Here is a 14,679-nt window from a genome sequence, read left to right on the forward strand (position 1 = left end):
TCTAATAATTACATTAAAATAACAACAGCTGTACCCAATAAATTAAACAACGTAACAGGCAAAAAAAATTTCCAACCTATCAACATAATTTGATCATAACGCGGACGCGGTAACGCCGCACGTATTAATACAAATAATACTAAAAACAAAAAAGTTTTACAAACAAACCACACAAAAGGAGGAAACCACGGTCCATGCCAACCCCCAAAAAATAATATTACAACTAATGATGAAACTACAATCATATTAATATATTCAGAAATAAAAAATAAACTAAATTTCATACCCGAATATTCAACATGATAACCATCAGATAACTCTTGTTCTGATTCTGGTTGGTCAAACGGATGTCTATGACACAAAGCCATGCCTGCTAAAAAAAAAGTAACAAACCCTAAAAATTGAGGTATCACATTCCACAAATATAATTGATCTTCAATTATATTTTTTAAATTAAACGACCCAGATTTAACAACCACACCCATTATAGATAATCCTAAAAATATTTCATAACTAAGTGTTTGAGCTACAGCGCGAACAGCTCCAATTAAAGCATATTTATTATTACTTGCCCAACCCGCAAGTAATACCGAATAAACTGTTAAACCTGATATCATAATAAAAAATAAAACACCAATATCAGAATCCCATATCACCCATGTAGGAGTAAAAGGAATAATTAATATATTTATTAATGATATGATGAAAGCTATCACTGGAGCTAAAACAAATATAACACGATCAGAAAATGGAGGAATCCAATCTTCTTTAAATGCAATTTTAATTAAATCAGCTAATAATTGCAAAGAACCATTCCAACCTACCCGATTAGGACCATAACGATTTTGAAACAATGCCAATAACCTACGTTCCAAAAAACTCATATACGCTCCACAAGCTACTACTGTTAACAAAACAACCACTGCACGTATGATAATACAAATACAATGTTCTGTACTTCCCGAAAAACAAGAAATCACAATAGTACCCCTTGAACATCTTGAGCGTACATACCAGATAAAAATACAGGAATATTTGGAAACCCTACAGGTAATCCAATATGACCTACAGGAAGATTAGTACTAAATTTTATAGGTAAACACAAAATTTGATCAGCACATGTAAATCTCAACAACATATCTTCCTTTACTTCCAGTTGATATGCATCGCATTTGTTAAGCATAACATAAGAATTCGGCATACAATTTTGAATACATTTAGATTGCTGAGAAGTTTCATCACTTCCAAATAAATGCCAATAAGGCGCTATCAACCACTTATTAATACTTTTAATAATCTTAAAAGATTCAGGTATTGTGTTAAACCAATTCAATTTTAATTTATTATTATCAATACACAACAAACGTATTCCTGGATCTCCAGAACGTAAATGTCCACCTACTTTATCTTGAAATTTATTCCAAGCTTGTATAGAATTCCATCCTGGCGCCCAGGCAAATGCTACCTGTTTATGCGGAGATTGCACATCATGACTGCCTTCCATAGAAAAATCGAACATCGTATCATCATCCTGTGATATATAAGGTTCATGTATATTAACATTAGCATGTATCGCTGTTCGTCCACTGTAACGATGTGGAGCACGGGCTAATTTCTGTCCATGCACACGAAAAGACGCATCTGGTGATGCTTGCTTAATCCCAATTAATTCTGGAAAACAATCAATAATAGCATCTATAACATGATCAAGGCATATAGATTCTCCTCTAGTATAATTTAAATAAGCATCACGTATCAAATACAACCACTTCCAACTTTCTAAAATTATTGCGTTTCTCTCATAATTTTCTAACTTATATAAACAAAAAAATCTTTGCGCACGTCCCTCATAATTAACTACTGTTCCATTACTTTCAACAAAACTAGACGCTGATAAGATCAAATTTGCTTTCTTTTGTAATAAATTATATTGATGATCCAATATAATTAAATAATTTACTTTATTCAAAGCCGCATCAATTTGAGTAGCTCTCGCATGACGGTACAAGTCATTTTCCAATACAATTAAACCAACAGAAAGATTACTACTACTATTATCACAACAAATATTTACAAGAGCATCATCAAGACTTTTATTATCTAACATTACTAAACCCATACTATTTACGTCGCTTACTATAAAAGTAATACCAACCTCACTACCGCGATTTTTCAAAGCACGAGCAATATTTGCTGCTGCAGCAATCAATTCCTTACTACCTGCATTACTTCCAGAAATAATCAATGGCTTACGTGCTTCTGTTAATCTTTGAACGGCTATATCTAATTTATCACTCAGTTTATGATCAAAATCCTTTACTTCAGGAGCGCTATTGTCTAAAGCATGAGCAATGGCAAAACCAAACCGAGCTTGATTTTGTACCGAATCATAATATGTTAATACAGCAATATCATCTAATTTTGTTCTATCAATACCAGTTATCAAAATAGGATGCCTAACACTCTGAGAACTATTTATAACAGCTGCAGACTGCCAATCAAAAATTCCTTGAGATTTTGATTGTTTACGCGCCTTCCCTTTAGCAGCTTGACGTACTGACAGCGCTACCCGAGCTCCAGTTTGAGTTAAATCTTCTCCTAATATTAAAATCGCATCATAACTCTCTATTTCACGTAGCGAAGGAACATAAATTCCACTATTGCATAGTATCTTAAATATTAATGATAATCGCTCTTGTTCAAGACTATTAACTCCGGTATAAAAATTATCTGGTCCTACCAAATTTCTCAAAGCAAAATTACTTTCAATACTAGCCCGAGGAGATCCGATACCAATAATCTTATTACAATTGTATTTCAATGCTCTAGAAGCTTCTTGTATTGCTGTCTTTGCATCAATAGAAACCCAACTATTATCATCATCATTTCTTCGTAACGGATTCTTAGGTCTATTACTAAGATTGATATAATCACAACCAAATCGACCACGGTCACATAAAAAATAACCATTAATATTACCATTATAACGATTTTCAACCTGACACAACTTTCCGTAACGCTCACCTAAAATAATATTACACCCGATACTACACTGGTGACAAATACTAGGCGCAAAAATCATATCCCACTTACGAGCATAATTTTGTGACTGAGTTTTATCAGTAAAAACACCGGTGGGGCATATTTCTATTAAATTACCAGAAAACTCACTCTGCAACATCCCATCTTTAACTCGTCCAAAATAAACATTATCATGTACTCCAAAAACACCTAAATCATTACCATCAGCGTAATCATTATAATATCGTACACAACGATAACAAGTAATACATCTATTCATTTCATGAGCAATAAACGGCCCCAAATATTGATTATAATGAGTACGTTTAGTAAATCTATAACGACGATACGTTTGACCAACCATTACTGTCATATCCTGAAGATGACAATGCCCTCCTTCTTCGCATACCGGACAATCATGAGGATGATTAATCATCAATAACTCTAATACAGTCTTTCTAAATTCTTCTATTTCATCATCAGAAACAACAATAAAATCACCATCTGATACTGGTGTCATGCAAGACATCACTAAATTACCTGCAGTATCGTCGTGCATATTACTACCATTACGATATTGTTTGACTGCACACTGTCTACAAGATCCAATACTACCTAAAGCCGGATGCCAACAAAAATAAGGAATGTCAAATCCAAAAGACAAACACACGTCCAATACATTTCTTGAATCTTCTACTGTGTACTTATTTCCTTCTATGTAAATAGAAACCATCATTTTAATATTCCAATTTATTTCTTTATTTATTACCTTAAAATTCTCTCAAGAAATACTCAATATATAACGCTCAACAATACGATTGTTTGTACAACCAATTCATTTTATTTATAAAATATTAACTAATTTGTATGCAACTAATTCTAGTTTCTTCTCGTTTACAAAATTTAGCAATACCTAATTCAAATTCATTTCGAAAATACTTTAAAGCACTTCTTAAAGGCGCTATAGCACCTGGAGCATGAGCACAAAAAGTTCTGCCAGGTCCAAGCGAACGACACAATCTCTCTAATACTTCTATATCTCCAAATCTCCCATCTTTATTTTCTAAAGAAATTAATAATTTTACGATCCATGGTAAACCATCCCTACATGGGGTACACCAACCACAAGATTCTCGCGAAAAAAACTCTTCTATATTACGTAATACAGAAACCATATTTACAGTATGATCTACTACAATCACCATCCCAGTACCAAATCGACTTCCGGATTCAACAATATTATTAAAATCCATAGGTGTATCCAAATGATCTTGTGTTAAAAAATCTGTACTTACACCTCCAGGTTGCCAGGCTTTTAAAACAAAACCAATACACATACCTTTCGCATAATCTTCTAAAATTTCTCTAGCAGTAATACCGAAAGGTAATTCCCAAATTCCTGGATTTTTTACTCTCCCAGAACAACCCATCAATTTTGTACCTGAATCATTACTTTTTTCAGAAGAAATACCCCTATACCAAGTTACTCCATGTTCAATAATTCCTGGAATATTACATAATGTTTCAACATTATTAATACATGTAGGTTTACCCCATAATCCTACATGACTAGGAAATGGTGGTTTAGCACGTGGTACTGCTCGGCGCCCTTCTAAAGCATTAATCAGTGCTGTTTCTTCCCCACAAATATATCTTCCAGCTCCTGTATGCAAAAAAACTTCCAAATCAAATCCACTACCCAAAATATTTTTCCCTATTAATCCAATCGATTTGATTTCATTAATAGCACGAGTCAAATATTCAGCCGCAACCATATATTCATATCGTAAAAAAATATACGCTCGTGACACTCCTAGAGCATAACTCGCAATCAATATACCTTCTAGCAATAAATGAGGTAATCGTTCCATCAAAAATCTGTCTTTATAAGTCCCCGGTTCCATTTCATCTGCATTACACACCAAATAACGAAAACCACTCAACTTATTTTGAGACATCATAGACCATTTTACTCCAGTAAAAAATCCTCCCCCACCACGACCTCTCAAACCGGAATGTTTAACTAATTCAATAATCTCTTCTGGAGACATTCGAGTTATCGCTTTATGCATAGCTACATATCCATTTTTAGATTGATATTCACTTAACCATACTGGATTTCCGTCGCAACGCATTCTCCACGTAAGCGGGTTATTCTCTGGATTAGAACTACAAATATTATTCATAAATAACGTCCTAAGAATTTTTGAATCATTTCTGGAGCTACACTAACATAAATATCTTTATTGATCATCATAACTGGAGCTTTATTGCAAGCACCCAAACAACAAGTAGGTAACAAAGTGAAACGATTATCTGGAGTTGTATTACCTAATGTAATATTTAATGTATGTATCAAAGTTTTGTGAATTTCTTTGCACCCAACAAGATAACATACTATACTATCACAATACCGAATTATGTGGCGGCCTACTGGCTGACGAAAAATTTGATTATAAAATGTCGCCAATCCCTCTACATCAGCAACAGAAATATTTAATATTTTAGCGATCAATGTAATCGCCCGGTCTGACACCCATCCACGGCTTTCTTGAATAATTTTTAATGACTCGATAGAAACAGCACGTATATCTTCATAATGCGCGCATTCTTTTCGGATAGCATTAGATTCTTCTCGACTTAAACTAAAAACATCGTTATCACTTAAATCAATAGGCATATTGTTATCAACATCAGTTTTAATTTTACACATATAACTACTCCTCCACCTGACTCATGTATCAACGATCTACGTCAGACATAACAAAATCAATACTACCTAAATATACAATTAAATCTGATATTAAACTACCACGAATAACATACGGAATTTGCTGTAAATGAGGAAAACTAGGAGTACGAATACGTGTACGATAACTCATAGTATTTCCATCGCTGATTAAATAATAACTATTAATTCCTTTGGTAGCTTCAATCATTTGAAAAGACTCATTAGCCGGAAGAACGGGACCCCAAGACACTTGAAGAAAATGAGTGACAAGAGTTTCAATATGCTGTAAAACGTATTCTTTTATAGGAGGAGTGGTTAAAGGATGATCTGCTTTAAATGATCCTATTGGCATATTCTGTAAACATTGTTCTAAAATACGCACACTTTGATACACTTCTTCTACTTTTAACATTACTCGATTATAAGAATCACTAATTCCATTTCCTATTGGTATCTCAAAATCAAAATTTTCATAACCAGAATAAGGACGAGACCTACGTACATCAAATGCAACACCAGTAGCACGTAATCCAGTTCCAGTCACACCCCAATCTAATGCATCTTTAACATTATAAGCGCCAACACCACAAGCGCGGTTTTTTAATATACTATTTTTTAATACTGATTTTACATAAAAAGAAATACGACCTGGTATCCAATCTAAACACTTTCTCAACAAATAATCCCAACCTTTAGGCAAATCACTAGCGACTCCTCCAATACGAAACCATGCCGGATGCATACGAGATCCAGTAATTGCTTCAATAACATCATAAATTTTCTGCCTATCAGTAAACGCTAAAAACACTGGAGTCATAGCTCCTACATCTTGTAAATAAGTACTAATATACAATAAATGACTATTTATCCTAAATAATTCAGATAACATAACACGAATAACTTTTACTTTGTCTGGTACGATAATTCCAGCAAGTTTTTCAACAGCCAATATATAAGGCATTTCATTTATACATCCCCCCAAATATTCAATACGATCAGTATAAGGAATATAACTATGCCAAGACTGTCTTTCCCCCATCTTTTCAGCGCCTCGATGATGGTAACCAATATCCGGAACACAATCTACAATTTCTTCTCCACTTAATTGCAAAATAATACGAAACACTCCATGCACTGATGGGTGATTAGGTCCTAAATTAAGAAACATAAACTTTTCATGTTTTGTATGTCTCCGCATCCCCCATTCTTCTGGTTTAAATAATAAATCCTCCATTGCTAAATCTTCTTTTTGTTTAGTCAAAGTAAAAGGATAAAATTCAGTAGCCCGAGCTGGGTATTCTTTTCGTAATGGATGCCCATTCCAACTCTTAGGCATCAGAATACGTGTCAAATTAGGATGATTATCAAAATGTATACCAAACATCTCCCAAGTTTCTCGCTCATACCAATTCGCATTTACAAATACAGATACTATTGTGGGAACAAATAAAGATTTTTCCAGCAAGGGGACCTTTATAATTATATCATCATTACGTGATATAGAAATTAAATGATAAAATACTGTAAAATCTGATTTTGGTAATCCTGATCGATTCACACGTAATCTTTCATCTATACCATGCAAATCATACAACATAATATAAGGTTTTGATGTTGTTTTTAAAAACTTTAATACTGGAATAAGTTTTTCACGTTGTATCCAAATTATTAAAGTTCCAGTATGAGAAGATTGTAATACAAAAACACTAGAACTGAAGGCACAAAATAAATCCTTTAATATCGGATTTTTATTTTTAACCAACCCCTCCGTAGATTTATTACACATAATACCTACCAACTAACAATTATAATCATAAAAATAACACAGTCTTACACTTTCTCATTACAACTCATCATGTTTCTTATTTTAGATGTACGTCACAACACTTTATCTGGAGAAAATAAAACAGTTTCCGAAATACGAGTCTTACTTTTACGTTGACGCTCTGATTGCATATTTTTACGATATATTCCTTGCTCTCCTAATACCCAAGATAATGGACGTCGCTCCTCATTAATGGATTTCTTCAATAACAATAACGCTTGAATATATGCTTCAGGTCTAGGTGGGCATCCAGGAATATAGATATCTACCGGCAGAAATTTATCTACTCCTTGAACCACCGAATAAATATCATACATACCACCAGAATTAGCACAAGCTCCCATAGAAATCACCCATTTAGGTTCTAACATTTGATCATATAACCGTTGTATTACTGGGACCATTTTAATAAACGGAGTACCTGCTATTACCATAAAATCTGCTTGACGAGGAGAGGCGCGCAACACTTCTGATCCAAATCGAGCTACATCATGTACTGCAGTAAATGCAGTAGCCATTTCGACATAACAACAAGATAATCCAAAATTATAAGGCCATAAAGAGTTACTTCGCCCCCAATTAACAATTTTATGTAATATTACATTTAATTTTCCAAACCAAACATTTCGTTGAACATTCTTTTCTAAAGGATCTGACACAACCTTTTTTTCTTGAAGAGGATATTGATCATTTTCATCATTGTCTACGCGAGCTGTTGTTAAAGTATATTTCATATCTATTCCTTTTATCACTTTTTTTTAAAATCTCGAAATATATAAATTAAAATAATTTTTACAATGAAACATTGTTTCAATGATGTTTTGACCAATTTAATACGCCAATTCTTATTAAATATATTAAGCCTACTAACAATACAAAAATAAAAATAAAAATTTCAAAAAAACCTATCCAACCTACGTCTCGCATAGATATAGCCCAAATATATACATATATCCCCTCCACATCAAAAATTACAAAAGCCATTGCAATTAAATAAAATTTAATAGAAAATCTTATTCTAGCATCCCCTACAGAATCCACTCCTGATTCAAATGGTGTATTCTTAAAGCGCGAATTAGAACGTCCTCCAAAAAAACATCCACAAAACAACATAAACATACATAAAAATAAAACACCAACTATAAACACTATTAGACCGCAATAATGAATATTATACAAATTATTCACCTTCTTTTGTTATAAAATACTCAAATTAACATTAAACTACATAATCTAACCACTAACACAAAATACACGCGCTCTATTATTATTTTCTTTGAAATTTAAGATAAAAATATATTTATATCTATTATTTTGATACTTTTTTTTAAAATACATTAAAATAAAAATATATAAATTCTCTATATATAGAATTATAAATATTTTATAATACAAAAAAATGAATTGTATCGCTACAAATAACCAATCCATTGATACTTATAATACAATTCTATGAAAAAATTTAGTTTTATAACAAAAGTCTTATCCTGTCATAATCACCGAATTTAATGAAATTAATTAAAAAATGAATATCACCTATTATTCTAATACTTATAAAGTTGCTATACTTTTTTAAAAATATAACTACGAAATTATATAAAATAAATCTTTTAAATTTTTTGTTATTAATATGTATCCATTTATATCTATTAAATACATACGATTTATATCTCACTATAATTACAATATTTAACACTTACTAAAACATTCTTTTAATTTCTTTATTTCCTTTACAAAAAATTCATACAAATCATCAAAAACAATCACTAATATATCATTATACTTATACTTACTGTTACGTATATCAACAAAAATTATATTAATGATCATTGATTATCTTTCTCATAATTGGTTCTATCGCATAAAACGATCCAAATACCAAAACACAATCACTACACGTAGCATCTGATATAGCTTTATTCCAAGCATCCAATATATTATCGAATTGCCAAACATTATTAACATTATTAGTATTATTCATGAGACAAGCAAAAGATAACTCTACAGAACTCGCAGAACGCGGCGTATTTAAATTAGAACAGTACCAAATATGAACTAAATGACTCAAGCAACGTATAGTACCTTGAATATCCTTATTTTTTAGCATTCCTAGCACTGCTCGTATACTACCTACTCTTTCTGTAAAAATCGTAGCTAATTGCTTAGCTAAAAACCCAGCAGCATGAGGATTATGTCCTACATCTAATATTACAAGTGGTCTATTAGATACTCTTTGAAAACGCCCTGGCAAAGTAGCGACTCGTAATCCATAACATATAGCTGATCGAGTAACAGAAAAAGGTAAACAATGCAACACACTCAATGCAGTAGCAGCATTTTCCAATGGAATTATAGGTAACGGTAAATCATACAGAGACAAACTGCCATAATTAGAGTGCTTCCTCCATAACCATTTATCTTCATAAACACTAAAATTCCAATCGCGACCACGTACAAACAATATTGTTCCACAACGTTCCGCTATTTTATCTATAATTATTGGATAACTACTTTCACCAATTACTGCTAATTTATTACAACGAAAAATACCCGACTTTTCTTGCGCAATCATATCACGGCTCACACCTAAAAAATCAGTATGATCTATTGCAATATTAGTAATGACAGAAATATCAGAATCTACAATATTTGTAGCATCCAATCGGCCACCTAATCCAACTTCAAGAATCACTACATCTAATTTCGCTTGTTTAAATATATACAAAGCAGACAGAGTAATAAATTCAAAATAAGTTAATGCAATATAATTACGAACATTGTCTATAACAGACATAGCCTCAATATGCACTCTATCCGGTAATTCTTTTCCACAAACACGAATCCGCTCATTATACTTAAGTAAATGAGGTGAAGTATATAAACCAACTGTATTATTATCATTTAATAAAATAGATTCTAACACACAACATGTGGTACCCTTACCATTCGTACCACCCACCAATATAACATATGCTGCAGGATGTATTAGATCCAAATTAATAGCTATCTCTCGTACTCTATCAAGATTTAGATCAATAGATATTTGATTTAAATGTTTAATATAATACAACCATTCTGATAACGATGATTGCGTAGTAGGAACAGATAAAATCTTATTCATATCTTATTATACTTCAATTATATATTAAATATATAAATACAATTTTAATAAATAAAGCAAATACTTACCAAAAACAATAATTGAGTTATTACTATTTTGGTATGGGTCTTTGCGTTAATTTCGCTAATAATCCTGCTATTTTAAATCGCAAATCTGGTCTGCGTACAATCAAATCAACCACACCTCTTTCCAACAGAAATTCACTACGTTGAAATCCTGACGGTAACTTTTCCCGAACTGTTTGCTCAATAACTCTAGGACCAGCGAATCCTATCAGTGCTTTTGGTTCAGCAATATTCAAATCACCTAACATAGCTAAACTGGCAGATACTCCTCCCATAGTAGGATTGGTTAACACAGAAATATATGGTAAGCATTGAGCATATAAATTAGCCAACGCAGCACTAGTTCTTGCCATTTGCATTAAAGATATAAGAGCTTCTTGCATACGAGCCCCGCCACTTGCAGAAAAACACACTAATGGACATCTAATTTTCAAAGCTTGATTTACCGCACATACAAAACGAGATCCTACCACAGAAGACATTGAACCACCAATAAAGGAAAATTCAAAAGATGCAGCAACAATCTTCATACCATATAAAGTCCCTTGCATAACTACCAATGCATCTTTCTCTTTAGTTGCTTTTTGCGCTGAAATTAAACGATCTTTATATTTCTTTAAATCTTTAAATTTTAAAATATCTTTAGGTTCTAACTCACTTCCTAATTCAAACGCACTGCTCTCATCTAAAAAAGAAAATAAACGCACCCTAGCTGAAATCTTCATATGATGATCACACTTAGGACACACCTCTAAATTACGCTCCAGTTCTTTCTTGTATAACAATTGCCCACAATTCTCACACTTCGTCCATATTCCTTCTGGAATATTTATTTTTCGAGCTGGAATAATAGTATTTTCATTAAGAATCCGCTCAATCCAACTCATTGTGAACCTTTCAATTTTCAAATTTCCTTTAACAAGCACTATTTTTTTTCTAAAAAAAAATTAATAACACCTTATTTATATTATATAAAAACCATCTACACAAAATACATGATCACTAAATACTAATCAATAAAACAAACAACTTCTTAAAAAACTATAATTTATTTATATTCATTTTTTTTGATACAACACAAATTAATAATAGTTACAATCTCGTGATATAAAACATCAAGACACACAACCTATATAGTAAATAAAAACTCTTCTACAAAAGAAGAAGGAATAGAAAAATATTCAGGATATCTTACTTCCACCAAATACAAACCATTCGCTGGAGCTGTTATACCAGCTAATGATCTATTACAATTTTTTAACAACTCTAAAATCCATGCTTCCGATCGTTTTCCACAACCAACCTGTACCAAACTGCCTACAATATTTCGCACCATACGGTACATAAAAGAATTAGCTTTAATGTCTATTATAATACATTGGCCTTTTCGTATAATACGTAGATGATATAATTTTCTTCGTGTGGAACACGATTGACAACCCGAAGCACGAAACGAAGAAAAATCATTTTCCCCTAATAAACACTGAGCAGCAGAACGCATTTTATTAATATCTAAATATTTTTTATAATGCCAAGCTTTTTTAAATAACAAAGCGGACCTTATACAACCATTATAAATAACGTAACAGTAACGACGGGAAATTGCACTAAATCGAGCATGAAAATCCTTACTTACTAATTTAGCCCAACGTATGCAAATGCTTGATGGTAAATAACTATTAACACCTAATGTCCAAACAAGATTTGCACGCTGAGAATAAGTCTCAAAATGAATTACTTGTCCTAAAGCATGTACACCAGAATCGGTGCGTCCCGCGCAAAATGTTTGTACTGACTCAGAAGTTATTTTGATTAAGGCATCTTCTATACAAGCCTGAATACTAGGCAAATTTATTTGTCTTTGCCAACCACAATATAACGAACCATTATATTCAATCCCTAAAGCTAATTTAAACATAAAACTATAATCTTCACATTTATAATATACACAATCTATCTTGACTTACATTACTAACACTTTTTGTGAATCATGTAAATAAACTAAATGACATCTAACCCGCATTGATTACAACCCTCATATGTTATACATAACAATTAATTCACTACACCTCTATAAATAACTCAAATACACAATAATATTCTAATTAAATTTAAACGCAATATCAGTATAAATCATAACAATACATTATCTGTTCTTTTAGACATAAAAAAATCATAAAACATTAACGTATATTATTACAATGTACATAACACCATACAATTAATCATATAAATAACTTAATTTTCTCATCCCTGTTATATAAAAAAATTAATTATACTTAATATCTCATAATACATCACATACAAAAAATCAAAATACATAAAATAAACTATTAAAAAATCATTCATACTATTAAAAATTTAATCCAACCTAAACAATAAATTCAAAATAATTCATATATATACATGATAATGTAACACGAACATTAATCGTTTAAATAACACTCAAAAATACACTCATATATCACAACAATACTATTCACATAAAACCACACTAAATCCCAAATTAATCAACAGCTCATTATTAGAATCTATGTGTGTTTTTATACACAACGCAGACCATTCTCTACGATTCAAATAATATCTACGTATATTATCAAACCCTCCCGACATGGAAGCAAAACATCTTAATATTCGATCATCATAACTTATATCATATATACGTTTAATCAACTTACTTAATAATACTTCATCTATTTCTTGTTGTATTTTTATATAACGATTAACAGAAAGATTTAATAAAGATAAATTAACTGTATTAATAATATTAAAAAAATTACAATATGCACTATATATCTGAGTAATACCCCGTATTTTACTTTCAAGTGTATACCCAGCAATATGCGCGGTTCCTATATCAACATAAGATAATAAAGGTAAAGATAATTCTGGTTCTGTTTCCCATACATCTAACACTACATTTAATTTTTTACCCTTTTCTAAAACCTTTAACAAAGCACTATTATCTATTACAGCACCACGACAAGTATTAATTAAAATACGATTAGAAGGTAATGCTTCTAACACGTCAAGATCAACCATATGCCATGTAGGATAATCACCGTTATAACTTAAAGGAGTGTGAAAAGTTAAAATATCCGCTTCAGAAACTATTTTTTCAAAAGATACCCAAGATTTATTTGTATTTACTTCTGATAAAGGCGGATCACACAACAAAGTATGTATTCCAAAATTACGCAATCTTCGACACAATAAACTTCCAATATTACCTACTCCAATAATTCCAATAACTTTATCACGCAAAAAAAATCTATCACGTTCCGCTAACCAAAATAGTGCGGTAAAAACATATTCTACTACCGCCACAGCATTATTTCCTGGAGCATAAGCAAAATGAATTCCACACTTTTTTAAATAATTTTGATCAATATGATCAACGCCAGCTGTTACAGTACCTACAAATTTTATAGAACTATTATCTATTAATAGATGATTAACTTTTGTTACAGAACGTATTATCAAAACATCTACATTTTTTACATCTTTAGCAGAAATTAAACGCCCTTCATATACTACCACTTTATTATGCAAACCAAATAATGTGTAAACATGAGGCACATTCCTATCAACTAAAATTTTCAAATTAATACTCCAAATAAATTACTACATACAAAATAAAACGATTAATTTTATATGATCTGATATTTCTACACACACTAATAAAATTAGACATAATATTTCCAAAAATTAAAATAACATATACTATTTAAATTTTAACTTATACAATATACCAAATACATCACGATAATTATCCAATAATCTATAAGTTAAAAAAATATAATCAAAAAAAATTATAATCAAAATCGATTATAATTTATTTATATGTATTTTAAAAATACAGTAATTAAGTTTTATTTAAATAAAACAAAACACATTAATTAATAACTACATATGT

At 31.3% G+C, this 14,679-nt stretch carries 11 protein-coding genes; all 11 read right to left on the reverse strand.

Annotation, left to right across the window (positions count from 1 at the left end):
- Positions 1–8: 8 nt before the first annotated feature.
- The 11 genes from nuoH to Bsayi582_RS02555 all read right to left on the reverse strand — a co-directional run bounded on the left by nuoH (position 9) and on the right by Bsayi582_RS02555 (position 14,366).
- Positions 9–977, reverse strand: a complete 969-nt coding sequence (nuoH, locus tag Bsayi582_RS02505) for an NADH-quinone oxidoreductase subunit NuoH (RefSeq protein ID WP_500816104.1) — start codon at positions 975–977, stop codon at positions 9–11.
- A complete protein-coding gene (gene nuoG, locus Bsayi582_RS02510) occupies positions 977–3,754 on the reverse strand; it encodes an NADH-quinone oxidoreductase subunit NuoG (protein WP_500816105.1) in 2,778 nt (925 codons plus the stop codon). Before nuoG ends, nuoH begins: the two co-directional genes overlap by 1 nt.
- Before the next feature lie 121 nt (positions 3,755–3,875).
- A complete protein-coding gene (gene nuoF / locus Bsayi582_RS02515; protein WP_500815653.1) occupies positions 3,876–5,207 on the reverse strand; it encodes an NADH-quinone oxidoreductase subunit NuoF in 1,332 nt (443 codons plus the stop codon).
- Entirely contained in the window at positions 5,204–5,701 is a 498-nt protein-coding gene (gene nuoE, locus Bsayi582_RS02520; RefSeq protein ID WP_500816106.1) for an NADH-quinone oxidoreductase subunit NuoE, read from the reverse strand. Before nuoE ends, nuoF begins: the two co-directional genes overlap by 4 nt.
- 61 nt (positions 5,702–5,762) lie before the next feature.
- On the reverse strand, positions 5,763–7,538 hold the full coding sequence (gene nuoC, locus Bsayi582_RS02525; RefSeq protein WP_500815654.1) for an NADH-quinone oxidoreductase subunit C/D: 1,776 nt from the start codon (positions 7,536–7,538) through the stop codon (positions 5,763–5,765).
- A gap of 92 nt (positions 7,539–7,630) precedes the next feature.
- Positions 7,631–8,311 carry a NuoB/complex I 20 kDa subunit family protein gene (locus Bsayi582_RS02530; protein WP_500815655.1) on the reverse strand — a complete coding sequence of 227 codons (681 nt, stop codon included), beginning with the start codon at positions 8,309–8,311 and terminating at the stop codon, positions 7,631–7,633.
- A gap of 76 nt (positions 8,312–8,387) precedes the next feature.
- The gene (gene ndhC, locus Bsayi582_RS02535) at positions 8,388–8,696 is read right to left on the reverse strand and encodes an NADH-quinone oxidoreductase subunit A (protein WP_500815656.1); all 309 of its coding nucleotides are present in this window, start codon (positions 8,694–8,696) and stop codon (positions 8,388–8,390) included.
- Positions 8,697–9,396: 700 nt separating this feature from the next.
- Entirely contained in the window at positions 9,397–10,698 is a 1,302-nt protein-coding gene (gene folC, locus Bsayi582_RS02540) for a bifunctional tetrahydrofolate synthase/dihydrofolate synthase (RefSeq protein ID WP_500815657.1), read from the reverse strand.
- Positions 10,699–10,789: 91 nt separating this feature from the next.
- The gene (gene accD, locus Bsayi582_RS02545; protein ID WP_500815658.1) at positions 10,790–11,650 is read right to left on the reverse strand and encodes an acetyl-CoA carboxylase, carboxyltransferase subunit beta; all 861 of its coding nucleotides are present in this window, start codon (positions 11,648–11,650) and stop codon (positions 10,790–10,792) included.
- A gap of 242 nt (positions 11,651–11,892) precedes the next feature.
- Positions 11,893–12,681, reverse strand: a complete 789-nt coding sequence (truA, locus tag Bsayi582_RS02550) for a tRNA pseudouridine(38-40) synthase TruA (RefSeq protein ID WP_500815659.1) — start codon at positions 12,679–12,681, stop codon at positions 11,893–11,895.
- A gap of 557 nt (positions 12,682–13,238) precedes the next feature.
- Positions 13,239–14,366 carry a 4-phosphoerythronate dehydrogenase gene (locus Bsayi582_RS02555; RefSeq protein WP_500815660.1) on the reverse strand — a complete coding sequence of 376 codons (1,128 nt, stop codon included), beginning with the start codon at positions 14,364–14,366 and terminating at the stop codon, positions 13,239–13,241.
- Positions 14,367–14,679: the final 313 nt, after the last annotated feature.

The sequence above is a fragment of the Candidatus Blochmannia sayi (nom. nud.) genome (genome assembly GCF_059935855.1).

Excerpts from the sequence above, each read along its gene's own strand:
- nuoF (WP_500815653.1), bottom strand. The coding sequence starts at position 5,207 with ATGAATAATATTTGTAGTTCTAATCCAGAGAATAACCCGCTTACGTGG.
- nuoG (WP_500816105.1), bottom strand. The coding sequence starts at position 3,754 with ATGGTTTCTATTTACATAGAAGGAAATAAGTACACAGTAGAAGATTCA.
- nuoE (WP_500816106.1), bottom strand. The coding sequence starts at position 5,701 with ATGCCTATTGATTTAAGTGATAACGATGTTTTTAGTTTAAGTCGAGAA.
- truA (WP_500815659.1), bottom strand. The coding sequence starts at position 12,681 with ATGTTTAAATTAGCTTTAGGGATTGAATATAATGGTTCGTTATATTGT.
- nuoC (WP_500815654.1), bottom strand. The coding sequence starts at position 7,538 with ATGTGTAATAAATCTACGGAGGGGTTGGTTAAAAATAAAAATCCGATA.
- ndhC (WP_500815656.1), bottom strand. The coding sequence starts at position 8,696 with ATGTTTATGTTGTTTTGTGGATGTTTTTTTGGAGGACGTTCTAATTCG.
- folC (WP_500815657.1), bottom strand. The coding sequence starts at position 10,698 with ATGAATAAGATTTTATCTGTTCCTACTACGCAATCATCGTTATCAGAA.
- accD (WP_500815658.1), bottom strand. The coding sequence starts at position 11,650 with ATGAGTTGGATTGAGCGGATTCTTAATGAAAATACTATTATTCCAGCT.
- Bsayi582_RS02530 (WP_500815655.1), bottom strand. The coding sequence starts at position 8,311 with ATGAAATATACTTTAACAACAGCTCGCGTAGACAATGATGAAAATGAT.